22 protein-coding genes are annotated in these 24,225 nt (G+C 40.3%); 16 read left to right on the top strand and 6 right to left on the bottom strand.

The annotated features are described in order from the left end of the window. Window positions 1-11: 11 nt before the first annotated feature. The 7 genes from D4T97_RS06960 to D4T97_RS06930 all read left to right on the top strand — a co-directional run bounded on the left by D4T97_RS06960 (window position 12) and on the right by D4T97_RS06930 (window position 6,563). Entirely contained in the window at window positions 12-1,016 is a 1,005-nt protein-coding gene (locus D4T97_RS06960) for an NAD(P)/FAD-dependent oxidoreductase (protein ID WP_126049046.1), read from the top strand. A gap of 231 nt (window positions 1,017-1,247) precedes the next feature. After that, a complete protein-coding gene (locus D4T97_RS06955; RefSeq protein WP_126049044.1) occupies window positions 1,248-1,772 on the top strand; it encodes a flavin reductase family protein in 525 nt (174 codons plus the stop codon). A 55-nt stretch (window positions 1,773-1,827) separates the two neighbouring features. Then, window positions 1,828-3,288 carry a 4-hydroxyphenylacetate 3-hydroxylase family protein gene (locus tag D4T97_RS06950; RefSeq protein WP_126049042.1) on the top strand — a complete coding sequence of 487 codons (1,461 nt, stop codon included), beginning with the start codon at window positions 1,828-1,830 and terminating at the stop codon, window positions 3,286-3,288. A gap of 49 nt (window positions 3,289-3,337) precedes the next feature. Further along, the gene (locus D4T97_RS06945) at window positions 3,338-3,910 is read left to right on the top strand and encodes an FAD synthetase family protein (protein WP_126049040.1); all 573 of its coding nucleotides are present in this window, start codon (window positions 3,338-3,340) and stop codon (window positions 3,908-3,910) included. A gap of 23 nt (window positions 3,911-3,933) precedes the next feature. Beyond that, entirely contained in the window at window positions 3,934-4,389 is a 456-nt protein-coding gene (locus D4T97_RS06940; RefSeq protein WP_164525498.1) for a RidA family protein, read from the top strand. A gap of 113 nt (window positions 4,390-4,502) precedes the next feature. Continuing rightward, a complete protein-coding gene (locus D4T97_RS06935) occupies window positions 4,503-5,192 on the top strand; it encodes a DUF1028 domain-containing protein (protein ID WP_126049038.1) in 690 nt (229 codons plus the stop codon). Window positions 5,193-5,279: 87 nt separating this feature from the next. Then, entirely contained in the window at window positions 5,280-6,563 is a 1,284-nt protein-coding gene (locus D4T97_RS06930; RefSeq protein ID WP_126049036.1) for a Zn-dependent hydrolase, read from the top strand. A gap of 43 nt (window positions 6,564-6,606) precedes the next feature. Here D4T97_RS06930 and D4T97_RS06925 read toward each other — a convergent pair whose 3' ends face one another. The 5 genes from D4T97_RS06925 to zwf form a co-directional block, all read right to left on the bottom strand. After that, window positions 6,607-7,563, bottom strand: a complete 957-nt coding sequence (locus D4T97_RS06925; RefSeq protein WP_164525497.1) for a DMT family transporter — start codon at window positions 7,561-7,563, stop codon at window positions 6,607-6,609. Between the two features lie 116 nt (window positions 7,564-7,679). Beyond that, window positions 7,680-8,303: a cyclase family protein gene (locus D4T97_RS06920; protein WP_126049032.1), complete on the bottom strand. Its 624-nt coding sequence runs from the start codon at window positions 8,301-8,303 to the stop codon at window positions 7,680-7,682. A gap of 26 nt (window positions 8,304-8,329) precedes the next feature. Next, a complete protein-coding gene (gene gndA / locus D4T97_RS06915) occupies window positions 8,330-9,763 on the bottom strand; it encodes an NADP-dependent phosphogluconate dehydrogenase (protein WP_126049030.1) in 1,434 nt (477 codons plus the stop codon). Window positions 9,764-9,786: 23 nt separating this feature from the next. Beyond that, window positions 9,787-11,124, bottom strand: coding sequence for a glucose-6-phosphate isomerase (locus D4T97_RS06910; RefSeq protein ID WP_126049028.1), 1,338 nt, complete (start codon window positions 11,122-11,124; stop codon window positions 9,787-9,789). Between the two features lie 98 nt (window positions 11,125-11,222). Further along, window positions 11,223-12,665 (bottom strand): glucose-6-phosphate dehydrogenase, encoded by a 1,443-nt coding sequence (gene zwf / locus D4T97_RS06905; RefSeq protein ID WP_235872182.1) that lies wholly within the window; start codon window positions 12,663-12,665, stop codon window positions 11,223-11,225. Between the two features lie 218 nt (window positions 12,666-12,883). On the opposite strand from zwf, the gene D4T97_RS06900 reads away from it, so the two are divergent. From D4T97_RS06900 to D4T97_RS06860, 9 genes are all read left to right on the top strand, one after another. Then, entirely contained in the window at window positions 12,884-13,237 is a 354-nt protein-coding gene (locus tag D4T97_RS06900) for a winged helix-turn-helix transcriptional regulator (RefSeq protein WP_126049026.1), read from the top strand. Between the two features lie 228 nt (window positions 13,238-13,465). Then, a complete protein-coding gene (gene hxlA / locus D4T97_RS06895) occupies window positions 13,466-14,107 on the top strand; it encodes a 3-hexulose-6-phosphate synthase (RefSeq protein ID WP_126049024.1) in 642 nt (213 codons plus the stop codon). Window positions 14,108-14,120: 13 nt separating this feature from the next. Beyond that, window positions 14,121-14,678, top strand: a complete 558-nt coding sequence (gene hxlB / locus D4T97_RS06890) for a 6-phospho-3-hexuloisomerase (RefSeq protein ID WP_126049022.1) — start codon at window positions 14,121-14,123, stop codon at window positions 14,676-14,678. 147 nt (window positions 14,679-14,825) lie between these two features. Then, window positions 14,826-15,827, top strand: a complete 1,002-nt coding sequence (locus tag D4T97_RS06885; protein WP_126049211.1) for a Gfo/Idh/MocA family protein — start codon at window positions 14,826-14,828, stop codon at window positions 15,825-15,827. 505 nt (window positions 15,828-16,332) lie between these two features. After that, window positions 16,333-17,796, top strand: coding sequence for a sodium:solute symporter family transporter (locus tag D4T97_RS06880; protein ID WP_164525496.1), 1,464 nt, complete (start codon window positions 16,333-16,335; stop codon window positions 17,794-17,796). Between the two features lie 256 nt (window positions 17,797-18,052). Further along, window positions 18,053-18,232 carry a hypothetical protein gene (locus D4T97_RS06875; protein ID WP_126049018.1) on the top strand — a complete coding sequence of 60 codons (180 nt, stop codon included), beginning with the start codon at window positions 18,053-18,055 and terminating at the stop codon, window positions 18,230-18,232. After that, window positions 18,229-19,659 carry an amidase gene (locus D4T97_RS06870; protein WP_126049016.1) on the top strand — a complete coding sequence of 477 codons (1,431 nt, stop codon included), beginning with the start codon at window positions 18,229-18,231 and terminating at the stop codon, window positions 19,657-19,659. Before D4T97_RS06875 ends, D4T97_RS06870 begins: the two co-directional genes overlap by 4 nt. A gap of 111 nt (window positions 19,660-19,770) precedes the next feature. Further along, the gene (locus D4T97_RS06865; protein ID WP_126049014.1) at window positions 19,771-21,033 is read left to right on the top strand and encodes an MFS transporter; all 1,263 of its coding nucleotides are present in this window, start codon (window positions 19,771-19,773) and stop codon (window positions 21,031-21,033) included. Between the two features lie 198 nt (window positions 21,034-21,231). Next, window positions 21,232-22,509, top strand: coding sequence for an MFS transporter (locus D4T97_RS06860; protein ID WP_126049012.1), 1,278 nt, complete (start codon window positions 21,232-21,234; stop codon window positions 22,507-22,509). An 83-nt stretch (window positions 22,510-22,592) separates the two neighbouring features. Here the strand turns inward: D4T97_RS06860 and D4T97_RS06855 are convergent, their stop codons facing one another. Continuing rightward, a complete protein-coding gene (locus D4T97_RS06855; RefSeq protein ID WP_126049010.1) occupies window positions 22,593-23,906 on the bottom strand; it encodes a helix-turn-helix domain-containing protein in 1,314 nt (437 codons plus the stop codon). Window positions 23,907-24,225 lie beyond the last annotated feature (319 nt).

The following is a 24,225-nucleotide window of genomic DNA, read 5'->3' as shown; positions in this document are numbered from 1 at the left end:
AGCAGAAAAATATGAACTCAAATGGAAAAGTTTATGACATTACAATTATAGGAGGCGGGCCTGCAGGACTTTTTACCGCCTTTTATGGTGGAATGAGACAATGTTCAGTTAAAATCATTGACAGCATGCCTCAATTAGGGGGGCAGCTTGCAGCCTTATATCCTGAAAAATATATCTACGATGCTCCAGGCTTTCCGAAAATAACAGCTCAGGAATTGGTTGATCGTTTGATAGAGCAGGCATCTATTTTTAACCCAACTGTCGCATTGGATGAAAAAGTGATTGATATTGTAAAAAACTCAGATGGCAATTTTGAAATCATTACAGATACTTCAGATCATGTATCAAAGTCAATAATTATCACCGCCGGTGTTGGAGCGTTTGAACCAAGACGGCTTGAAATAGAAAAATCTTTGTCCTATGAGGGGAAAAACCTCCATTACTTCATCAACGACATGAATCAATTTGCCGGAAAAAAGGTCATCGTGTTTGGTGGTGGAGATTCTGCTGTTGACTGGGCATTGATGTTGGAACCAATTGCAGAACAGGTGACACTGGTGCATCGTCGTGATCGATTTAGGGCGCACGAATCCAGTGTTGAGACTTTAATGAATTCTTCAGTAAATATCATGACGCCATTTGTCCCAACACAACTAATCGGTGAAGATCAGATTCAACAAGTTGTCCTTAAAAAGGTAAAGAGTGAAGAAGAGACAGCTATTGAAGTAGACGATGTCATTGTCAATTATGGATTTATTTCCACTCTTGGGCCTATTCAAAACTGGGGATTAGATATTGATAAGGGAAGCATCGTTGTTAATTCAAAAGGTGAGACGAATATCCCAGGAATTTACGCGGCTGGAGACATAACCACATATCCAGGCAAGGTAAAACTGATTGCAACAGGTTTTGGAGAAGGACCAACAGCCGTTAATAATGCGAAAGCCTACATTGATCCCGATTCAAAAGTTCAGCCGCTGCATAGTACGAGTATGAAGGCATTCAATCCGGCATAAACATTGAAGCGGTTTACGGGGGTATCTTTTATTTAATTACAGAGTGTATTAACAAGCAACCTAGACTTGATTCTATAGTAAAAAGGTAAAATAACAATGGGGAAAAGTAGATTAGAATTTTTTGAGAATTCTATTGACAACCGTTCTTTTCCACTGTAAAATGCCTATAAAGGAATAGATAAGGAATATTTCCCTTAATGAATATATGCTCGAATGAGGAGGCAATGGAATATGAGTGTAAATGCACCTAAAAAAGTTGAGAACGCTTTACCTTTGATTCAGTCAGAGGAATACAGGGACGTAATTGGACACTTTTCCAGCGGGGTCACAATCATCACGACAAACAAAGATGGAGTCGACTACGGAATTACGGCCAGCGCCGTCAGTTCGGTTTCTCTTGAACCACCTATGCTGCTGATATGTGCAAATAAACAAACTGGTACTTGCCATGCGATCTCTGAAAAAAAGACATTCACTGTAAATATCCTCAAAGAAGATCAAGCAGAACTCGCTATACAGTTTGCCAGAGCTAATACGGAAAAGTTCAAGGACATAAACATGACATACAGCGAATTTGGAGACCCGGTATTAAAAGATGCTTTGGTAAGTATTGAATGCAGAGTAGTCGAGGAAATTACCGGTGGAACACATTCCGTGTTCATGGCGGAGGTAAAATCTGCAACTACAAATAATGGAAGACCATTGGTGTACTACAGAGGAAAATTTGGGCAATTTGACCAATATGAAAGAGCATAACATTCCACTTACACTCCTTGAGGGAGTTAACAATGAAAAATGAGGAGGAAATAATATGGCATTAATGACAGGGGAACAATACCGTGAATCATTGAATGATGGAAGAGAGGTTTACATTGACGGAGAACGCGTCAAAAATGTGGCAGAGCATCCGGCTTTCAATCCGATTGTCGATATCAAAGCAAGAATGTACGATATGCCGCATGAAGACAGATATAAAGAGACGCTTACTGCTACCTTACCGGACGGAGAAGTAATCTCCCGTGCATATAATCCGCCAAAGTCAAAAGAAGATTTGACGGCAATTCGTAACCATGTAGAAACAGTTCTGGACGATTTGGGAGGCGTTGTTTACCGAGTAGGGGACGAAACAATTGGAGAGATGTGGTCTTTATATGATGCGCAAGACAAGTTAAATGAAATCAACCCGATTTATGCGGACAACATCAAATACCACATTGATCGAGTAGCAAGGGAAGACCTGTTCCATGTATCTGCCAACACGGACCCAAAAGGAGACAGAAGCAAGCTCTTCAGCGGTAAAGACGGAGGAACGTTGCTACATGTTGTAGAAGAGAACGACAAAGGAATTGTCGTAAAGGGCGCAAAGTTTGAAACCGCTGCCGCCTATGCCCACCAGGCCTTTGTCAAGCCGACGATTCTCGATTGGGCTGCCGGGGAAGAAACAATGGCGCCATTCGCTTGCGGATTCATCTGTGATATGGGATCGCCGGGACTCAAACATATTTGCCGTACATCGGTTGGTCAGGGACGAAAGGAAGAGGACTATCCGATCTCCACAAAGTTTGAAGAAATCGACACTTTGCTCATCTTTGACAACGTGTTGATTCCTTGGGAGAACGTCTTGTTCCACAGATCGCTTCAGTCAGCTGCTTACATCCGTTCAACAGTACACCGTTACTCCGCTTTTAACTATGTGCTGAGAATGCTACGCCGAGCAGATTACCTTCTAGGTGCTGCGACACTGAATGCCGATCAGACTGGATTGACACGTCTCCAGGCAGTGCAGGAGAAAATTTCACAGCTGATCAATTATAGGGAAGGAATTAACGCTCACTTGACAGCAGCAGTAGCCAATGCAGAAGAAAGTCCTGGCGGATTGATCATGCCTAACCAGTCCCTGCTCTACACTGGACGTGTGTTCGCACTTTCCAACTTCCCGGCGATGGCTCACCTCACAAGGGAGCTTGTAGGAGGACAACTGGCAGTAACCCCTGACACAGCGACTATGTCTGACCCGGCTATCAAGGAGTATATTGACAGATACTACTCAGTCGGCGAGTGGAGCCCGGAAGAAAGAGCAAAGCTTCTCTACTTTGCGAGAGACCTGCTGAATTCTTCCCTTGCAGGTCACAACACGACGTTCGAACTGTTTGCACAGAGCCCGCCATTCGCACAGCAGGCAGCAGTTTTCAACAACTTCGATCTGGAGCCACAGCGTGAGCTGGTTAAAAAAGCTGCCAAGCTAGATGTAAAAAGCTCAGTATCCGTTTAACCGAAATTAATAGATTCCTACGAGGCTTTATAAGAAAGGGGAGGTAACATTGGATATTCACACTTTGGGCTCCGTCAACTTGGCGGCTTCCGTCCTGACTATTGGTGCTTTTGATGGTGTGCATAAGGGGCATCAGAGGCTGTTGGCAAAAACAAAGGAGCGGGCAAGAAGGCGGGGGGTCCCCTTTGTAGTCTATACCTTTGATCCTCCCCCTAAAGTCTATTTTGGTCGCGGTCAGCTGTTAACGACACTGGAAGAAAAGCTTTACAGGCTGGAACGCATTGGCGCGGACCAAGTCATCGTAGGCAGGTTCGATGAAGATTATATGAAAAAGGATATGCTTGAGTTCATTGAAGAACTCAGAGATGTAAATCCGCTGGAAATCTGGGAAGGGCCTAATTTTCGATTCGGCAAAGGCAGGAAGGGAACGCTTGATGTACTGGGTCAGCATTTCAACTTAGGAGTTTTGCATCCCGTAGAATGTCCAGAAAACGAAATGATTTCTTCGACAAGAATTCGCCAGTTAATTGAAGCTGGGGAGTATTCCAGAGCTGAACAGCTGCTGGGGTGGGATCTTACTTCTCCCGCGGCTTTCCAGAACCTGGAGTTGGCCAGAGCATAATAATGATAAGGAGAGTATGTTCAATGACAACACAAAAAGAGAAAACCGGAATCAAAATAGAGAGATTCCGCAAGTTCAAAACAGAGAAGTTTTATCCTTCAGAGTTTGGAGAAAAAGAGCATCATGTAGTAAATGAATTCAGTATGGTGGTTCGCGCGGGAAATCACATTTTCATGAGGGGACAGACAGGATTTGACCTTGATGGAAAGTTTCACGGACTTAATGATCCCGCCGAGCAGATGGAGAACGCCCTCCGATGTGTGAGACAGTTGTTAGAAGAAGTTGGCGGAAAAATGGAAGATGTATGTAAGATTACAACATACGTAACAGATCGTTCTTACCGGAACGAAGTATACGCTGTCATTGCCAAACACTTCAAGGGAGTATACCCTGTGAGCACAGGTCTGGTTGTAGACGGCCTGGCGCTTCCTGAAATGCTAGTTGAGATTGATGTTGAAGCTGTCGTCAGCGACAATTAATATAATTCCTAGCAGTACTTACTAACGGATCCGTAATTCTGTGAGAGCAGTAGATAAATTGGAGTAAATCCAACTTTTCTACTGCTCTACAAATATAGTAGGAGTGATAAAGAATGAGAGTTACCAGTACGTTTTCTGTGGCAGGTCGCTGTGCTAAAACAGGCGCTTTAGGTGCCATTGTCACTTCAAGCAGCCCGTCAGTCGGTGCCAGATGTCCATGGGTTAAATCGAAGATAGGTGTAATACTGTCACAGAATGTCACTGATCCCCGATTGGCTGATATCGGAATGGCTACTTTAGAAAAAGGTTATGACGCAAAAGCTGCCTTAAAAACGATGAAAGCTGCTTCAGAATTTCCAGAATATCGGCAATTAGCCGTTGTGGATGCTACAGGCAATTCAGCTGTTTTCACTGGAGATAAAGCATTGGGAGTGCATGGTCAATTTTATGGAAATAATGTTGCGGCCATAGGAAATTTATTGAGTGACTCTAAGATTCCTGAAGCTATGGGGAATCTCTTCCTCCGAAATAGAGAACTGCCACTCGGTGATCGATTAATTGCATCTATTGAACATGGATTTGATTTGGGAGGGGAAATGGATCAGGAGCACTCCATTGCCCTTCTTATTTATCAGCCGGAAGTTCCATTCGCTTATGTGGATTTGCGGATTGATTACAGTGAAGATCCATTGACTGACTTGAAAAAGGCTTGGGAAATATACAGTCCACAGGCAGAGGACTATAAGACAAGAGCAATCGAGCCGGTTCTTGCCCCCTCTTATGGTGTATTGGGTGATGAGTGACGGGTGTACATATATATGGAAGAAACTAGTTCCGTAAAAGAGGAACGGTCACCTTTATCAATAGGAAAGTGAGGATTCCAAGGCCCGATGGAAATTAATATAAACCGCTTAATATCTGATATTAATAGGTATGCGGAGTATGGCAGGGATAATAACGGCGGCGTAACACGGCCGAGCTTCACAAAGGCGGATCTCGAAGTTCGTCATCTGTTCATTAACGAGTTAAAGGATATGGATTTGCAGGTGATGGTTGACGGTGCTGGGAATATTTGGGGTAGAAAAAAAGGCAGTGGAAAAAAACAAGGTTGTATTGTAGTAGGCTCCCACCTGGATTCAGTACCTAATGGCGGCAAGTATGACGGGCCGCTGGGGGTGCTTATGGCAAAGGAAATTATAAAGACGCTTGGCGAAAACAATGTCACTTTGGACCATGATTTGGAAATTGTTTCTTTTACAGCGGAAGAATCAAATGACTTCAATTTATCCACATTCGGGAGCAGATCATTTGTCGGCCGTCTGCATCCTGACATGTTACAAGGTGTACTGGATTCCAAAGGAATGAAACTCAGCGAGGCCCTTGAGAGTGTGGGAGGAGGTCTCAATCGGTATCCGGAGATGCACGAGAAGGGACGTGACATAAAAGCGTTTGTCGAGCTTCATATAGAGCAAGGCCAGCGGCTTGAATCCAACGATATCTCTTTAGCGGTGATTGATAACGTAGTTGGGACATACCGGACTAATGTGACGGTTACCGGCCAATCCAACCACTCAGGAACAACGATGATGGAGCACAGACAGGATGCTCTGACAGCGGCAGCGGAGATGATTATTGAGGTCGAGCGTTATTGCCGGGAGTATGAGGGAAGTTTGGTAGGAACTGTAGGAAAAATACAGGCGTTTCCCAATGCGGTAAATATCATTCCAGGTCAAGTAAATTTCACCTTTGAACTCAGGGGAGAAAACGAACTTGATATAAAGAAAGCTGTGAGTGACATCGGTATAATCTGGAAGTGGATTAAAAGAAAGAGAAAAGTATTTATTGAACAAGAATTATTCCTGGATCAAAAACCGATTGAGTTGGATCATGACTTGGTAAATATAATGAAGGAAACAGCTGAAGATATGGAGGAGCCATATATGGTCTTTCCAAGTATGGCTGTCCATGATGCTGCACATATAGCTTCTATCACGAAGTCAGTGATGCTATTTGTAAAAAGCATTGACGGTAAAAGTCACTGTCCGGAGGAATACAGCACTCCGGAAGACATAGAGAAGGTTGGAAATGTAATGTTGAACGGAGTTTTAAAGATGGATCGTAAACTTCCTGCTAACCATCCGTCAAATAAAACTACTGCTATAGCAAACTCATAATACTTTATTATAAAATTGAAATTGATCTTTAAATTCTTAACCCTCAACTACTCGAGGGTTTTTCTTTTGTTTGGTGTTTTACCTTTGTGCTGCCACGAGTACTCTTGAATAGTTTAATATTTGTCGTCAAAACCACACCTGAAATAATCAGAAGTCCGCCAATTACTTGTGCCGGATAAATCTTTTCGTTAAGAAATAGAATGCTGAATATTGAGGCGAACAATACTATAAAGTTCAGGAAGATGGATGCCTTCGACGGTCCTATGATAAAGAGCGCTTTGTTCCAAAACACAAATGATAGAATGGATGGAAAAACACCTATATACAGCAGGCCAAGATATTGAGGGGCCTCCAAATGCTCCCAAGACGGAAGAGAATAAGTTTCCCACATAGCAAAAGGTGCCAGAATAACAACGCCTATTAAAATAGTGACGAAAAAAGTAGCTGTTTTTGGCAAGTTTGTTCCTGAAGCTCTCATTAGAACAGAGTAAACTGCCCATGCCAAAACAGCAAAGATCATGATCATATCACCAGTGTTAAAGGTTAGTGATAACAGGTAATCGATCTTTCCTTTTGTAATAATCCATATTACCCCAACTAAAGAAATGAAGACACCAAGAATCTGCACTTTGGACATTTTTTCCTTAAGGACATAGAGAGACAACAGCATGATCAATACAGGAGACAATGCATTCACCAGAGAAGCATTAATAGATGTGGTGTATTGGACAGAAATATAAGCTAGTGCATTAAAGGCCACTATTCCGGTTAAAGATAAAGCAATCAATGTTTTCCAATGTTTAATCATTATCTGCTTTGTTTGTGCTAACTCTTTCCAAGCAAGAGGCAATAAAATAATTAATGCCATTGACCAGCGGATTAAAGACATAGTAAAGGGTGGAACGTAACTTACAAGTGATTTTCCAACTGTGAAGTTTCCTCCCCAAAACATGGTTGCGAGTATTAACAATATGTAAGGTGATGATAGACGGGAAATCAAACAAATTCCTCCTCCCATGATAAAAAATATAGAGGCCAATTTAGGCCTCAAAAATCATTTATAACATCATCATATCCTATCGTTTAAGTAAAATAAATCTATAAGTTTGCTATGACTTACTCTTCTGCTATTCCCTTAATTAATAACACCCTTGCTGGAGAAGCATCCGTCCCAACCAGTTTCAAAGGGGCAGCAACCATGAAATAATCTCCCTCGTCCACCTCTTTTAAGCGAAGACCTTCAATGATTATCACTTTGTTTTTAAACAAAGTTTTATGCGTCGGGTGTCCCTCCTGGTTTCTCTCAATACCAAGTGAATCGATGCCAATACCACGTACGCCCAGCTCAGCTAAATACTCAGCTCCGTCATGGGCGAGGAAGATAAACTCAAAATTAAAGGTGTTCTCCAATGAGTTCTTAGTTTTTAAAATAACAAAGTCTCCCTTTTTAATGTCGTATACTTCGAGATCAGCTTTGGTAATCCGGTCTACGGCTTCTGTCAGATCCAATACATTGCAATGACCCACTAAATCTTCCAATGGAACGGTTTCAAATGTGTCTCCATCCGTCAACATATGAAGAGGGGCATCCACGTGCGTCCCTGTATGAACATCTAAGTCAAGCCTTGTCTCTGTTACGTATCCATTGGTGACGCTGTTGAACTTCGGTTGTTTTTCCGGCTTGTTTTTGTAAACGGTCATGCCTTCAACGATGGCTTCAGTGACATCATATACTATCATTTTAATAATCTCCTTTTTCTAATGTATTAAAAGGTTAGTTGTTTTTCGTTTGAAAACCATTCTGTATGGAAGCTACCTTCCTTATCAACCCTTTGATAGGTATGAGCCCCAAAATAATCCCTTTGTGCCTGCAATAGGTTTGCTGGCAATGTCGCAGTACGGTAGCTGTCATAGTATGACAATGCGCTGGAAAACGCTGGTACTGGAATGCCGCGCTGGATTGCCAGGGCAATCACTTCCCTTAGCGCAGAGTGATAGTTCTCAGTGATATCTTTAAAATACGGATCCAACAACAGATTGGCTAACTGCGGATTGCGATCATAGGCTTCCTTGATCTTTTGTAGGAACTGTGCCCGGATGATGCAGCCCCCGCGAAAAATCATGGCCAATTCGCCATACCGTAGGTTCCAATCATAATGGTCAGACGCAGCACGCAATTGTGCAAACCCTTGGGCATACGAGCAAATTTTGCTCATATACAGAGCTTTGCGGATTGCTTCGATCAAACCAGTCTTATCGCTTTCAAAGGGCTTGACTTCGGGTCCTTTTAAAAGTTTGCTAGCTTTGACGCGTTCCTCTTTCATGGCGGACATAAAACGGGCAAATACGGATTCGGTTACGATAGGGAGGGGAACACCCAGGTCCAGAGAGCTTTGGCTCGTCCATTTGCCTGTTCCTTTTTGAGCGGCGGTATCTAAAATCACATCTATAAGAGGTTTCCCGGTTTCATCATCAATTTTTGTGAAAATATCGGCGGTGATTTCGATTAAATAGCTGTCCAATTCACCTTTGTTCCACTCGGAAAAAACCTCATGTAAGTTTTGGGCAGATAATCCCAGTGTATGTTTCATAATGAAGTAAGCTTCTGAAATCAGCTGCATATCTCCATACTCTATACCATTATGGACCATTTTTACGTAATGGCCTGCTCCATCCGGGCCGATATATGTGCTGCATGGCTCACCGTTTACCTTTGCTGAGATGGCCTCGAAGATAGGTTTGATAAGTTCATATGCTTCCTTTTGACCGCCAGGCATGAGAGAAGGACCTGTCAAAGCACCTTCCTCACCTCCTGAGACGCCTGCGCCGATAAAATGGATGCCGGATTTTTCCAATTCCTTGTTTCTTCTGATCGTATCTCGAAAAAAGGTGTTTCCACCGTCGATAAGAATATCCCCGGTTTCCAAAAAGGGCCTTAATGAATCGATTGTCGCATCTGTAGGAGCGCCAGCCTTCACCATTAAGATAATTTTACGGGGTTTTTCCAAGGACTCCACGAATTCTCCAATATCCTTTGTACCCGTAACATTTTTCCCAACCGCTTCCTTATTTAAAAATTCTATTGTTCTTTTGGAAGACCGGTTATACACGGAAACGCTATAGCCTCTGCTCTCAATATTTAGTGCAAGGTTTTTGCCCATAACCGCTAAACCGATTACTCCAATTTGTTGTTTTTCCACATGATTCATTCCTTTGCTATATGTTATCTCACTAGTGCTTTTTCAAGTTCACTGATTTCGCTTTCAAATCCTGGCTTGCCCAATAAGGCAAACATGTTCTTCTTGTATTCTTCCACTCCCGGCTGGTCGAATGGGTTCACTCCCAGCAGATAGCCACTGACCGCACAGGCTTTTTGGAAAAAGTAAACCAATTCACCAAAGTTGTACTCATTCAATTCTTCCAGTTCCAGCAGAAGGTTAGGCACGCCACCATCCAAATGTGCCATTACTGTCCCTTGAAATGCTTTTTTATTTACTTCATCCATCGTTTGTCCAGCTAGATAATTTAGGCCGTCGAGATCTTGGGTGTGTGACTCAAGGACCAGGTCCACTCTTGGTTTTTTTACTAGTATGACAGTTTCAATCAGATTACGACGGCCCTCTTGCACATACTGTCCCATAGAGTGCAGATCGGTGGAAAAATTAACTGAGGCCGGATATAGCCCTTTTTGGTCCTTTCCTTCGCTCTCGCCAAAAAGCTGTTTCCACCACTCCGATACAAAATGCAAAGAAGGCTCGTAATTTACAAGTAATTCGATATCTTTGCCTTTTTGGTACAGGGCATGGCGTACGGCAGCATACTGATAACATTCATTCGTTGAAAGGTCTATGTTGTTGTATTTATAGGAAGCCGCAGTTGCACCTTCCATCATTTGATCAATATCCAGTCCCGCTACAGCAATGGGAAGCAGACCCACTGCAGTCAGAACAGAGTATCTGCCGCCTATATCATCAGGGATTACGAAGGTTTCGTAGCCTTCCTGGTCTGCCAGGCTTTTTAGGGCACCTTTAGAACGGTCTGTAGTTGCGAAGATGCGCTTTTTTGCTTCCTCTTTTCCATACTTAGTCTCCATATAGTCGCGAAAGATACGGAAGGCAATAGCTGGCTCTGTAGTGGTGCCAGATTTAGATATGACGTTGATTGAAATATCCTTACCTTCAAGAAGCTCAAGCAAATGTGTGATATATGTGGGACTTATATTCTGACCTGCGAAATACACCGCGGTTTGCTGACCCAATTGATTATGAAAGGTATGAGAAAGTGCTTCGATAGCCGCTCGTGCACCCAGGTAGGAACCTCCTATGCCGATGACTATCAATGCATCGGAGTGTTTTCTAATATTTTGAGCCGCGTGCTTAATCCGGGTCAACTCACTTTTATCGTAATGAAGCGGCCAGTCAACCCAGCCTAAAAAATCTGACCCGGGACCTGTTTTGTGATGAAGGCGGTTGTGGGCTACTTCTACAAATTCACTTAAGTATTCAAGTTCTGTTTCCTTTAAGAAGGGTAGGGCGTTTGTGTAATTAAAAGATACAGTCATGAATTTTTCTCCTTTCATTTACTGAAAATCAAGTTTTTTATTCAACAATAGGAAAAATACTGTTTATATACCGAAAATAAAATAAAAAATTATGATATTTACCACCATTTAAACCCATCATGTTTAAGCAATTGATCAGCCGCCACCGGTCCTAGTGACCCAGCGGGATAAGTATGGAGGGGGCAATCGCTCTTTTCAAAAGCTTCCAAAGCCGGCTGCACCCATTTCCAAGCCAGTTCAACTTCTTTCCAATGAGCAAAAAAAGTTGAATTCCCTCGAAATACATCGTAGAGAAGTAGCTCATATTCGGCTGGCGTATTACCATTATTAGCGGAAAACGAAAACGAAGCAGGTTCAATCTTGTTTGTCTCTGGGTTCTTTATGTTTAATTGCAGGGATATGCCTTCTTTGTTGACTTCGATGGTTAATAAGTTAGGTATGGTCTTGTCACTGTCTTTCGCATCAACAATCGACAGCTTTTTCTTGAACTCAATTACAATGCGAGTTGATTTTTCTTTCATTCTTTTTCCGGTCCGGATATAGAAAGGAACTCCATACCAGGCAGGATGATTAATTAATACTTTGGCGGCAATAAAAGTATCATTTTTTGAAAGACTTTCGACCCCAGGCTCTTCTCTATAGCCTTTAACAGGAATTCCATTTATTGCACCCGCTTCATATTGCCCACGAATGATGCTTGAACAAATGTTCTCCTTTTGCAAAGGCTGGAGGGCTTCCATGACTTTCAACTTTTCTTTTCTAATTTCTTTAGAATTAAGTTTTTTTGGCTGCTGCATCGCTGTCATCATCAGTATCTGCAGCATGTGATTTTGAAACATATCGCGGATGGCTCCAGCTTGATCGTAATAATCTGCTCTTTCTTCGACGCCAACCGTTTCACTGGCCGTAATTTGAACATTAGATATATTTTCCTTGTTCCATATATCTTGAAACATGGGGTTGGCAAACTTCAAGACCTCAAGGTTTTGGACCATCGATTTCCCTAAATAATGATCAATTCGATAAATTTCAGCTTCATCGAAAGCGTTACCCAGTTTATTATTCAAATTCTGTGCCGAAGATAAATCAAAACCGAAAGGCTTTTCAATGACCAGGCGTTTCCATCCATTTATGGAATCTAAACCGCTTTTTTTAATATTAGATGTTACAGTATCTATAAATTCAGGGGCCATCGATAGATAAAACAACCGGTTTTCTGGAATCCTCAATACTGTTTCCAAATGTTTAATATAGTCAACCAATTTTAAGTATCCTTGATTATCAGTGGCATTCAATGAATGATAATGAATCATTTGAAGAAAAGTTTCAGTACTGTCTGTATTTTCTGGAAATCTGCGCGAAAAAATTTTAAGCGATTCCAACACATGTAAACGAAATGCTTGAGAGGAGAAATTCTTTCTACCTAATGCGATAACTGCAAAGGGATCAGGTAATTTGTTATCCAAAAATAAATTATATAAAGTAGGAAAGATTTTCCGTTTCGCTAAATCACCTGTTGCTCCAAACAAAACAAAGGTCATGGAGTCTAACTTTTCATTTCCTTTAGTCGCATTAGAATTGGCAGCTCCTGTTGGGGATTCTTGTGAAACAGTCATCGACATATATAACCCTCCTTTGATATTTCCTATACTGCCTATACTAAACTCAGTATAACGTGTATAATTAGTATTTGTAAGTATGCACTTTTTTCTCAAATAGTGACAATAAGTATACTATCGTGAAAAAAGGAGTGAAGAATTTGGCACGACTTTGTAAAACATCTTTCAATTGTGAGAAAGAACTTACGCTTGCTGTAATAGGCGGGAAATGGAAAATGTTGATTTTATGGCATCTTGGCAATGAAGGAACCAAAAGATTTAATGAATTGAAAGCGCTTATGCCAGGGATTTCGCAAAGGGTGCTTGTCCATCAACTGAGGGAGCTAGAGGATGATTTAATTATCCATCGGAAGGTGTACCCGGTTGTACCTCCGAAAGTAGAATATTCACTGACGGAACATGGGCAATCTTTATTACCAGTTTTAGAAGTTATGTATAAATGGGGAAAGAATTATATAAAGTCCACTTGTGAAACTACGACAGTAGAGATTTAGATTTTTGGTAGAAATATCTTTTGAAAAATGCAGAGAGAAGAAAATGAGATGAGAAATTCAACGGATTTATACAATGCAAACCATTGGTATGGCAAAGTTTATCCTATTTACGGTATACTTACGGTAACTATCTGAAAATAAAGTGCGTACTTCTTTTTTATAATAACCTCCTCTAGAATGATAGTCAGATTCAAATTTATCAAAAAATTCTTAAGGAGTGGAGTATTTATGCAACTTCAATTGGCATTAGACTTGGTTAATATTCCGGAAGCAAAGGAATTGGTAAAAGAGGTAGAAGAACATGTTGATATTGTGGAAATCGGTACACCCATCATTAATAAAGAAGGGCATAAAGCAGTTAAAGAAATCAAAGATGCTTTTCCAAATATGACAGTTTTGGCTGATGTGAAAGTAATGGATGCGGGCGCCTATGAAGTAATGAATGCTTCCCAGGCAGGCGCTGACATTGTGACAATTCTTGGAGCAACTGACGATATTACAATCAAGGGTGCTGTGGAAGAAGCAAAGAAGCATGGCACAGAAATTCTTGTTGATATGATCAATGTGCCAAACTTGGAACAGCGTGCGAAAGAAATTGACGAATTAGGTGTCGACTATATCTGCGTGCACACAGGATACGATGGCCAGGCAGCCGGGCAAAATCCATTCGAACAGCTCAAAGTTATTAAAAACGTTGTGAAAAATGCAAAAACAGCAATCGCTGGCGGAATCATACTGGATACACTTCCACAAGTGGTTGACGCTGAGCCGGATCTTGTCATTGTGGGCGGCGGAATTACAGGACAGGAAGATAAAAAGGCTGCGGCTGCTGAAATGAAAAAACTAATCAAAGAAAAAGTATTGGCATAAGAAGGCGACATTGATGCAAACAACTCAATATGTAAATGAAATTATTGAAGAATTGCAGCGTACCGCCAGCCTAATGCTTGATGATGAGGCAGAAAAGCTTGTCAACCGCATCATTGAAGCTAAAAAAGTCTTTGTTGCAGGGGCCGGTAGATCGGGATTGATGGCCAAATCTTTTGCCATGCGGATGATGCACATGGGAATTGATGCTTATGTTGTCGGGGAAACAATTACCCCTAATTTGGAAAAAGACGATATTTTAATTGTAGGCTCTGGTTCGGGCGAAACGAAAAGCCTTGTGTCGATGGCCGAGAAAGCGAAAGACATTGGAGCGACAATTGCACTGATTACCATTGCTCCAGATTCGACGATCGGGCGTCTGGCTGACGTGGCAATCAAGATCCCTGCCCAAGTAAAATCGGAGACCGAGAGTGAGAATAGAACAATCCAACCGATGGGTTCGTTGTTCGAGCAGTCCCTTTTAGTGTTCTTTGACGCAGTCATTTTGAGGTTCATGGATAAAAAGGGATTGGATTCTACGACTATGTTTGGAAGGCATGCGAATTTGGAGTAACCGTACCTTTTTCAAATCATAATTAAATGGCCAAGTGCTTTCTAAAGCCTTGGCCATTGGATTTAGAATAATCCTACAGGATCATCGATAAATAAGAATTGGTTGCAAATAGCAGTAGGGAGCGAGAAATGAAACGGAGTGTGTAAAATGAATTATGCGACCATTGGAACAGGATGGATTGTGGACAGGTTTCTTTCTGCCTTACAGCAAGTGGAAGGAAATAAGTGTATAGCCATGTATACCCGCGAGGAAGGTAGAGCAAGAGCATTGGCTAAAAAATACAATGTCGACAATATTTATACCAATTTGGAAGCTATGCTTTCTAATTCTCAAATTGATGTGATTTATATTGCCTCTCCAAATAATTTGCATTATGAGCAAGCGTATCAAGCACTCCAATTCGAAAAACACGTAATCTGTGAAAAACCCTTCACGTCAACATTAAGAGAGGCCGAAAGTTTAATAAATTATGCCATAGATAAAGGGTTAATGCTGTTTGAAGCAATAACAACCATTCATTTACCTAATTTTAAACTTGTAAAAAAAAATCTGGACAGGATTGGTCGAATTAAACTTGTTCAATGTAATTACAGCCAGTATTCGAGCAGATATGAATTGCTTCTTAATGGTGAAACACCTAATGTTTTCAATCCTGAATTTTCAGGAGGTGCTTTGGCAGATATCAATGTTTATAATCTTCACTTCGTCACTCGTCTTTTTGGCCGTCCAAAAGCAGTAAATTACATCGCAAATAAACATGCAAACGGCATTGATACTTCAGGTGTAGTGGTAATGGAATACCCTGAAATGATTGCGGAATGCATGGGAAGCAAGGATACGCATGGATTAAGCTTTATTTTAATTCAAGGAGAGAAAGGCTATATACACGTTGAAAATGGCCCAAATGGCTGCAGTAAGGTGTATATGCACACGAGAGAAGGAGAGGTCCGGTTAGATGCTCAAGACAATGAGAATATTTTGTTCTATGAAGTAGTTGAATTCAACAAAATCCTTCAAACAAAAAATATTAATCGTTGTTATGAACTATTGAATCACAGCCGGTCCGTCATGCAGATTTTGGAAGAAGCCCGAAAAGATGCCGATATAACTTTCAAAGCTGATAAAAACCCGATTGGAAAAAGAGATTAACCATGAAATAGCGATTACATACATAGAAAATTCAACCTATTTTAATAGTAAACAAAATGTTGACAATTGCAAAATTTTATAATAATATCCAATTATGGAAATATTCCTTTTCAATTCTTTTAATAATTATAGGAGGAGTGGAAAATGACAGAAGAACAATTTTGGACAGAATTTAACGAAATCAAACAAGAACTGATGGCTTTTATAGAAGAACATTTTTGAAACCGCTTACTATATGTTGTTGACTATTAAGAAGATGCAGGCATAAAATCTAGTAAATCTTAAACCTTTAAAAACTAATAATTACATATATTAGTTATTCATCTGAAGGTGATATTATTAAGAATTTAACAAGTAAATAAAATTTTAAAATGGAGCTTACTTCAGTTGGAATAGTTACTTGGTTGATGTAAATTGAATTTTCCGGAACGTCCTAGAGACGTCCCATGTAATGAGGTATGAATTTACGAGTATCGTAGAAGAGGAATATAGGAGGGATTTCAATATGCAATTAAATCCTATTGGTGGCTTTGCTGTTCTGATTATTTCAGCCATAGTAATGATTCCATTAGCCATATGGTTCAATCAAAAAGGTTCCAAGACTTCTGATGATTTTATGACGGCAAGGGAAAGTGTTTCAAACATTATGGCTATGGCTTCATTAATGGCAACTTGGATATGGGCATCAACATTACTTGGTTCTGCAGAAGGGGGATATCAGTTTGGCGCTACAGCTCTTTGGACTTATGCAGCTATTTTACCAATTTCAGCTGTAATTGGTATTCCAGTAATCAAAAGGGCAAGACAGATGATGCCAAATGCGAGTACCTTTCCTGAAATAGTTGGTAAAAGAATTGGGAGCAAGGGACATGCCATTTTTACTTTTGTCGCGATTGCCCAAATGTTTTTCTTTGGTGTTGTTAATATAATGGCGGTGGGATTGATACTGAATGCAATGTTTGGAATGTCTCATTGGCAAACAGTAATAATAGCCGGGGCCATTATTACAATTTATATTGCCATTGGAGGAGTAAGGGCTGCAATAATCACTGGTTCAGTGCAAGTAGTAGCCATGGTGATATTATTGATTCTTATTATGCCTATAACAATATTTAAAGTAGGTGGTCCTTCAGCTATATACCAAGGCTTAGCTGCTTCAGGCGTTCCCACAGCGACAACGATTATAAGTAAAGATACGGTTACGGGCTGGCTTCTCATTAGTTGGGGTGGCTACATTATGTATACTTTTATTAATTCGGAAGTATGGCAAAAAGTATTTGCTGTTAAACAAGGAGAAGAATCGAAGCTCATTTTAGGATCGACTTTATTGTGGGTACCGATACCTTGTGTTGCGGGGATAATTGGAATGATTGGTCTCGCTCAGGGATTAAATTTACAGGGAAGTGAGGTAATGCCTGCGGTATTTCTGAAACTTATGCCTCCCTGGGTAACTTATTTTGTTGTTGTTATTCTTTTAGCTTCAATATTTTCGACAGTTAGTACTTGCTTAAGTGCCTGTTCAACTATTTTTGTAAACGATATCTTTAAACCCCTTCAAAAAAAACTCTTAAGCCTTCAAGGATATAATGATAAACAAGTACTTAGACTTGCAAAGGTATCTGTACTATTTTTTGGCCTATTGATGACGTTTATTGGTACCGGAAATTTTTCAATCCTATTTTTCACATATGCTATAGGAGCATTAGCTGTACCGATAACTTGGCCTTTTGTTATATCAATATTGATGAAACGAATTAATACTAGAGCCATATTTTTAGGTATGATTATAGGTATTTTAGCTTCAATATATTTTGTTTTTCTACCGGAAATCGGAGCTATAGAGAATCCTGTTCCACTCTGGCAAGGATATTGGATAACTCATGCTATCTCAGGAGTTATCCCATTAATTGGGTGTCTATTATGGCCTAAAAATGAAGAACCGCAGCAATTGGAAACTAGAGTGATATAACCAAATAAAAAATTGTGAGGTGCTAGATTATATGCAAATTTCTGAAACCACTTTTGTTTCAATAGTATGGATATTATTGATTTATTTGGGCGTTAGCAATATCGTATTGCTTGTTTTAATGTTCAAAGAGTTCTTTGGAAAGAAGAAAATCAAACAAAGTGTATAGCTCTCGGACCATATAATCTAAAACACTTAAAGAATAATTACTTTATAAATAAAATGAATATTTCTAATAGTGGAATAAGGGGGATGGACTTTGAAGGACCTAATTACTGATATTTTGGCGTATAGAGGGATTGAGGTATCTGAATACGATCATGCCATTCTTGTAAAGCAGTGGGAAGAGATAAGTTTATCAAATCAGACTGTTGAAATCCTAAAGCTTGGTGAATCGAAAATTGCTTTAAGTCATATTCCAATAAGAGGTACAAAATGATAGAAGAATTAGCATTAAAAACCATTGAGGAATTAGCACCTTTGCTTCAAAAAAAACAAGTATCACCGGTTGAAATAACAAAGTCAGTTTTGCAACGAATAGAAGCTCATAATTCTAAGTTGAACGCCTTTATTAACGTTACAGCAGATACTGCTCTAGAATCAGCAAAGCTAGCTGAATTAGAGATTTTAAGAGGAGATTATCGAGGGGCGCTTCATGGTATTCCAATGGCCCTAAAAGATAATTTATATATTAAAGGTGAAGTTACGACTCTTGGCTCGAAAATCCATTCTGATTTTATACCGGAATTTGATGCAACTGTTGTGTCAAAATTAAAAGAATCTGGAGTAATATTCACCGGAAAACTAAATTTGCATGAGTATGCATGGGGTGGTACCACTAACAATCAGCATTATGGAGTTTGCCGCAACCCATGGAATATAGAAAGAATCCCAGGAGGTTCCAGCGGAGGATCCGGAGCCGCTGTTGCAGCAGATATGACAATTGCTTCTTTAGGAACCGATACAGGAGGGTCTATTCGACTACCTTCCTCTGCATGTGGAATTATCGGTCTCAAGCCAACATATGGAAGGGTCAGTACATATGGCTCTTTTCCGTTAGCTTGGTCTCTTGATCATATTGGGCCCATGACGAAAACAGTTAGGGATGCAGCTATATTGTTAGAGGCGATTGCTGGGTATGATAGGAAAGATCCAGCATCAGCAAATATACCTGCCGAAAAATACTCTGACTTCCTGTCCGAAGATATTAAAGGTGTAGTTATCGGAATTAATGAAGAATATTTCATGAATGATGTTGACTCTGAAATCGAAATGGCAGTTCGGGATGGAATTAATAAATTAATAGAGTTGGGGGCCGAGGTAAAAACAATTAGTATACCGGAATTAAAAAATTTGTCTATAACCCAAATGAACACAATTTTACCAGAAGCTAGTGCTATACACGATGTTAATCTTAAGCTTCGCCCTCAGGACTTTGGAGAAGATGTACGACTTCTATTGGAACTCGGCCAACTGCCTAGCGCTGTCGACTACTTAAAGGCTCAGCAACTAAGACAAAGATTAATCAACGATTTTACCAATGCTTTTGAGTCGATTGATGTATTAATAACACCCACAATGCCTTTTATACCACCTAAGATAGGAAACGAATTCCAAGATTTAAACGGAAGGGAAGTTAATTTTTTACAACACGTCATTAGATTTCTAGCACCGATGAATTTGACAGGGCTTCCTGCTTTAACAATACCGTGTGGGCTGAGCCGGGGAATGCCTGTTGGAATGCAAATCATAGGTAAGGCATTTGATGAGAAAACAGTCCTTAAATTAGCTTATTCTTTTGAAAAAGCAAATATTTTCCAAGATAATAAACCTTTAATTGACAAAGAAAGAACCTTATCAAAGTAGTTAAATTATATTTTGCTTACAAACCAAAACTTGCTCAAACATCATGATAAGCCTGAATTATAGGGTTCTCATTATAATGCCATAGGAAGCCATTAATAGGAGGCGTTTACATTGAAGCACAATATCGATGCGCGGCGTGCGTTTATCGCGTCAGGTCTAGGCTGGGGATTAGATGGTTTTACCTTTACGATGTTTGCGTTAGCATTACCTGGTATTTTGGTAGGAATGAACATGACTGTTGCTCAAGGAGGCTGGATCACAACATACAGTCTCTTAGCTTCTGCAGTAGGTGGGATTCTTGGAGGAATGCTGGCTGACAGGTTCGGCAGAGCGCGTGTATTAATGTACGTAATATTGGCCTTTTCCGTTTTTACTGCTTTAACCGCCACTGCACAAAACCCCACGCAATTGGCTATGTGGAGAATTCTTGAAGGTTTGGCTTTTGGAGCCGAATGGCCTGTCGGAGCAGCTTTGTTAGCAGAGTATGCATCTTCAAAATCTCGTGGAAAAACAATGGGCTTCCTTCAATCAGCGTATGGGATTGGATGGGCATTATCAACGTTAAGTTATTTTGCCGTATTCTCTCTATTCCCGCCTGAAGTAGCCTGGAGATATTTATTCCTTATTGGAATATTGCCAGCACTTGCAGTATTCTATATAAGAAGAAATGTCAAAGACCGAGTACCTGTTAATAGGGATAAGAGTGTTAAGAAAAACAATTCTATGAAAGAATTGTTTTCACGGAAGCAAATCAGGATTACGTTGCTGGCTATTGTTTTAGGGTTCGGAGTTCAAGCGGTATATTATTCCGTGTTTAGCTTCCTGCCTTTATATCTAAAACAGGTCCAAAATTTAAGTATTATTGGAACTACGACTTATTTATGGACGACAATTACAGGGTGTATGATCGGATATATCTCGGCGGGTTATTTGCATGATATCTTGGGAAGGCGCCCTACATTCACACTTTATTTCTTAGGTTCTGGGGTAACAATTGTCACATTTATCTTAATCCCTGTCAGTGGAGGTTTCGTATCTTATTTTGTTGCCTTGCTTTTAGGTGTATTTGCAGCGGGACAATCCGCAGGAATTGGTGCATATTCAGCAGAACTGTTTCCAACTAGAATGAGGGCTACTGGACAAGGATTCGTTTACAATGTCGGTCGTGGGTTTGCAGCATTTGGTCCAGCTTTTATCGGTGTTTTTACTGCGATGATTGGAATGGGTAACGCAATTATGACGGTTGGGATCATCTCATGTACACTTGCAATTATCACAGTCTGGCTGCTCCCTGAAACGAAAGGGAAAGTTATTATAGATGAGTCACCTGAGAAAATAGAGGGCGAGGAATTAATAACTAAAGTAGGAACATGACATGTCTTATACGATTTGCAAGAAAATATTTTTCAATGAATCTAAAGTGAGTTAACTGATAACTCTAATCAATATTTATAATCATTGTAATTAGTTAATTCTGAAAAGAAGAAATGCATTTAGTTCAGGAATCGGCGATGCAAAAATTGCTCTTGCTTTTAACATACTGGGCTAGAAAACTGAACAGGGAGGAGCTAAATGAAAAATAATATCGAAGCTCGCCGCGCATTTCTCGCATCTGGTCTTGGTTGGGGGTTAGATGGCTTTACGTTTACCATGTTTGGACTTGCGCTCCCGGGTATACTTGCTGGGTTAAACATGACGGTGGCACAAGGAGGCTGGATTACTACATACAGCCTCCTGGCTTCCGCCCTTGGCGGAATCCTTGGTGGAATGCTGGCTGATAGATTTGGCCGAGCTCGTGTCCTTGCCTACGTTATTTTAGCATTCTCAGTTTTTACTGCTTTAACGGCCACTGCACAAACTCCCACGCAGCTTGCTGTATGGCGTATTCTGGAAGGCTTAGCTTTTGGAGCAGAATGGCCTGTTGGCGCTGCTTTGCTAGCAGAATATGCTTCATCAAAAAATAGAGGAAGAACAATGGGGCTTCTCCAATCCACTTATGGAATTGGCTGGGCACTGTCAACCGTAAGTTTTTTCGTAGTCTTTTCATTTTTTCCTGCGGAAGTTGCTTGGAGATATTTATTTCTCATCGGTATTTTACCCGCGCTGGCCATCTTTTACATTAGAAGGAATGTAAAAGACCGTATACCAGTTAATAATGAAGTGAAAAAGACAAGCCCATTTCCTGAACTATTCTCGCGCTCTCAAATTAGAATTACAATTCTAGCTATTATATTAGGATTTGGTGTTCAGGCGATTTATTATTCAGTATTTAGCTTTTTACCCTTATATTTACAAGTGGAGCGCAATCTGGATTTACTTGGAACTACTACTTATTTATGGATAACTATTGCCGGATGTATGCTGGGATATATTTCTGCCGGGATTCTGCATGATAAATTGGGCAGGCGTCCTACATTCAGCATTTATTTCTTAGGCTCAGGTTTAACCATCATTACATTTATCCTGCTCCCGGTAGGGGAGGGATTCATCTCTTATTTCGTCGCCCTCCTCGTTGGAGTTTCTGCCGCAGGACAGTCTGCAGGTATCGGCTCATATTCAGCCGAACTGTTCCCTACTAGGATTCGGGCGACAGGGCAGGCATTCGTTTATAATGTTGGCCGTGGAATTGCAGCATTTGGACCAGCTTTTATTGGAGTTTTTACAGGGGTAATCGGTATGGGCATATCGATCATGATTGTTGGATCTGTGTCATGTATATTATCAATCATCACAGTATGGCTTTTGCCGGAAACAAACGGAAAAGACATTATAGATGAATCGGATGATGATACGAAAGGTGAAGAGATAGAAAGCGATGGTTCGACGAGCCGTTATTCGGTCAGCTCCTGATTGACCTGGGTTAACCTTATGAGGATATTAATAATCAAAGGAACAAAAAGAATGACCAGGAAATGCTGGTCATTCTTTTTGGGTTATTCATTTACTTCAGCTGTCACACGGTATATCTTTCGTGGTCTCCCTTTTGAAGCAGGCGCTTCTTCGCCAATTATTTCAGCCAATCCTTGTTCAACAAGCCCAGTGAGAATTCTGCGGGCATTTCGCGGAGTCATTTTGAGCCAATCAGCAAGAAGGTTTGTTGTCACAGAATGATTTCCTGTCCTTCTTTGAACGGACAAAATTTTATTGAATGTCGTTATCGTTACTCCGCTGTCTTTTAGTTTATTGCTGATTTCTTTATCTTCTGTACGGTAGCTAAAGGAAATATTTTCCTCCTGCCTAAGGGGGCCTGTAATGTTATCTCTGTCATCGACTAGAAAAGCGCAATAAGCCTCGTAATTTTGTGCATGATGGAGGGCGACTCTGGCATTTTCTTCAGCCTTCAATGCTGTATCCCCATAGCCAATACCAATATTCGCAGGCAGATCGGTCACGAGGGAAATGCTATCTAATAAAACTTGGATATGTTGGCCTGTCTCCCTTGAAAAACCCCTTGTAGAAAAAATGATAAAGGAACCAAGTCCAAGATTGACAAACGATCCAGAGATGGATTCCGCATAATCCAGTATGGCAGTTTGTAATTCCAGATTTGTACGGTGAGCATCGTAAGAGATGGTTGTACTTGAGTTCCTGTTTTGTTCAATCTTCTGTATCTCTATTAATACTACAGCTATCTGTGATTTTTTAAATTGGTGAGTAGTCCACTTTTCAATTGCTGATAAAAATGTCTCCCGAATATTCACTCGGGTTGGGGTGACTCTGTAAACGGGTATTCCTTGTTGTCTAAGTTTTTCATAAATGAAATGCAGGCAGGTAACGCAAATATCCACCTTTTTCTTCATGTACAAATCTTGATGAAACGCCAATAATTTATCAAGAGGTGTATCATACTCATATTCATATACGTAAATATCTTTGTAAGTAATTCTAAGTTCACGATAAGTTTCAAATACATCGCGTTCTTTCAAAAGATCGATGCTCATTCTGCTGAGACTCATATTATCTTTATAACTTATCTCCAGTAAGGTCTTTTGAAGACTTGCCCCATCTAGATTTAGATAATAAAAAGGCTGTTGCGACCCACTCTTTTGAACGAAAGTATGTAATGCAGGTCCTGCAAAAATCCAAAAATCAACAGATTGTTGATTTTTACGTACAATTTCTGTTGCTTCCATTGCATGAAGATATTCAAATGGAACGGTGATCAATTGCTCATCAAATTCTTTTGCGATCTCTTTCATTGTATTGACTAAATCTTTCGGACCCACAATACCGGCTCTGGCTTTCATTACATACACCACCTATCTTTTATACGGCAAGGAACACAGCCTGATCAGTAAGTAAAAATAACATATTCCGCTAATGTTTGTGGAGGCTGCGTTTGTTACTAAAGGGCTTTCTTTTACTTTTTAAAAAAAGAATTCATACTTGTTTAACTTTGCTTTCTTTCCTATCTATCTTATCAGTTTCTATGGAAATGGTAAAAAAAACAGCATGTTCTGACTGAATCGAATAGAGCTTCAGCAGTTGGAAGCTATATTAATAAATTAAATTAATGAAAAGTGTGTCCTCAAAGGAAGCCGGTTTTTAGCTGGCACGGGTTTATTT

The organism is Siminovitchia acidinfaciens (genome assembly GCF_003605385.1).
GTDB classification, from domain to species: domain Bacteria; phylum Bacillota; class Bacilli; order Bacillales; family Bacillaceae_C; genus Siminovitchia; species Siminovitchia acidinfaciens.
Note: the sequence above shows the minus strand (reverse complement) of the source record. Positions and strands in the feature narration are given on the sequence as shown.

Coding starts and splice junctions, on each gene's coding strand:
- D4T97_RS06870 (WP_126049016.1), top strand. CDS start 18,229: ATGATAGAAGAATTAGCATTAAAAACCATTGAGGAATTAGCACCTTTG.
- D4T97_RS06885 (WP_126049211.1), top strand. CDS start 14,826: ATGAATTATGCGACCATTGGAACAGGATGGATTGTGGACAGGTTTCTT.
- D4T97_RS06855 (WP_126049010.1), bottom strand. CDS start 23,906: ATGAAAGCCAGAGCCGGTATTGTGGGTCCGAAAGATTTAGTCAATACA.
- D4T97_RS06860 (WP_126049012.1), top strand. CDS start 21,232: ATGAAAAATAATATCGAAGCTCGCCGCGCATTTCTCGCATCTGGTCTT.
- D4T97_RS06930 (WP_126049036.1), top strand. CDS start 5,280: ATGGAAATTAATATAAACCGCTTAATATCTGATATTAATAGGTATGCG.
- D4T97_RS06960 (WP_126049046.1), top strand. CDS start 12: ATGAACTCAAATGGAAAAGTTTATGACATTACAATTATAGGAGGCGGG.
- D4T97_RS06935 (WP_126049038.1), top strand. CDS start 4,503: ATGAGAGTTACCAGTACGTTTTCTGTGGCAGGTCGCTGTGCTAAAACA.
- zwf (WP_235872182.1), bottom strand. CDS start 12,665: ATGACCTTTGTTTTGTTTGGAGCAACAGGTGATTTAGCGAAACGGAAA.
- hxlB (WP_126049022.1), top strand. CDS start 14,121: ATGCAAACAACTCAATATGTAAATGAAATTATTGAAGAATTGCAGCGT.
- D4T97_RS06880 (WP_164525496.1), top strand. CDS start 16,333: ATGCAATTAAATCCTATTGGTGGCTTTGCTGTTCTGATTATTTCAGCC.
- D4T97_RS06950 (WP_126049042.1), top strand. CDS start 1,828: ATGGCATTAATGACAGGGGAACAATACCGTGAATCATTGAATGATGGA.
- D4T97_RS06940 (WP_164525498.1), top strand. CDS start 3,934: ATGACAACACAAAAAGAGAAAACCGGAATCAAAATAGAGAGATTCCGC.
- hxlA (WP_126049024.1), top strand. CDS start 13,466: ATGCAACTTCAATTGGCATTAGACTTGGTTAATATTCCGGAAGCAAAG.
- D4T97_RS06955 (WP_126049044.1), top strand. CDS start 1,248: ATGAGTGTAAATGCACCTAAAAAAGTTGAGAACGCTTTACCTTTGATT.
- D4T97_RS06910 (WP_126049028.1), bottom strand. CDS start 11,124: ATGACTGTATCTTTTAATTACACAAACGCCCTACCCTTCTTAAAGGAA.
- D4T97_RS06920 (WP_126049032.1), bottom strand. CDS start 8,303: ATGATAGTATATGATGTCACTGAAGCCATCGTTGAAGGCATGACCGTT.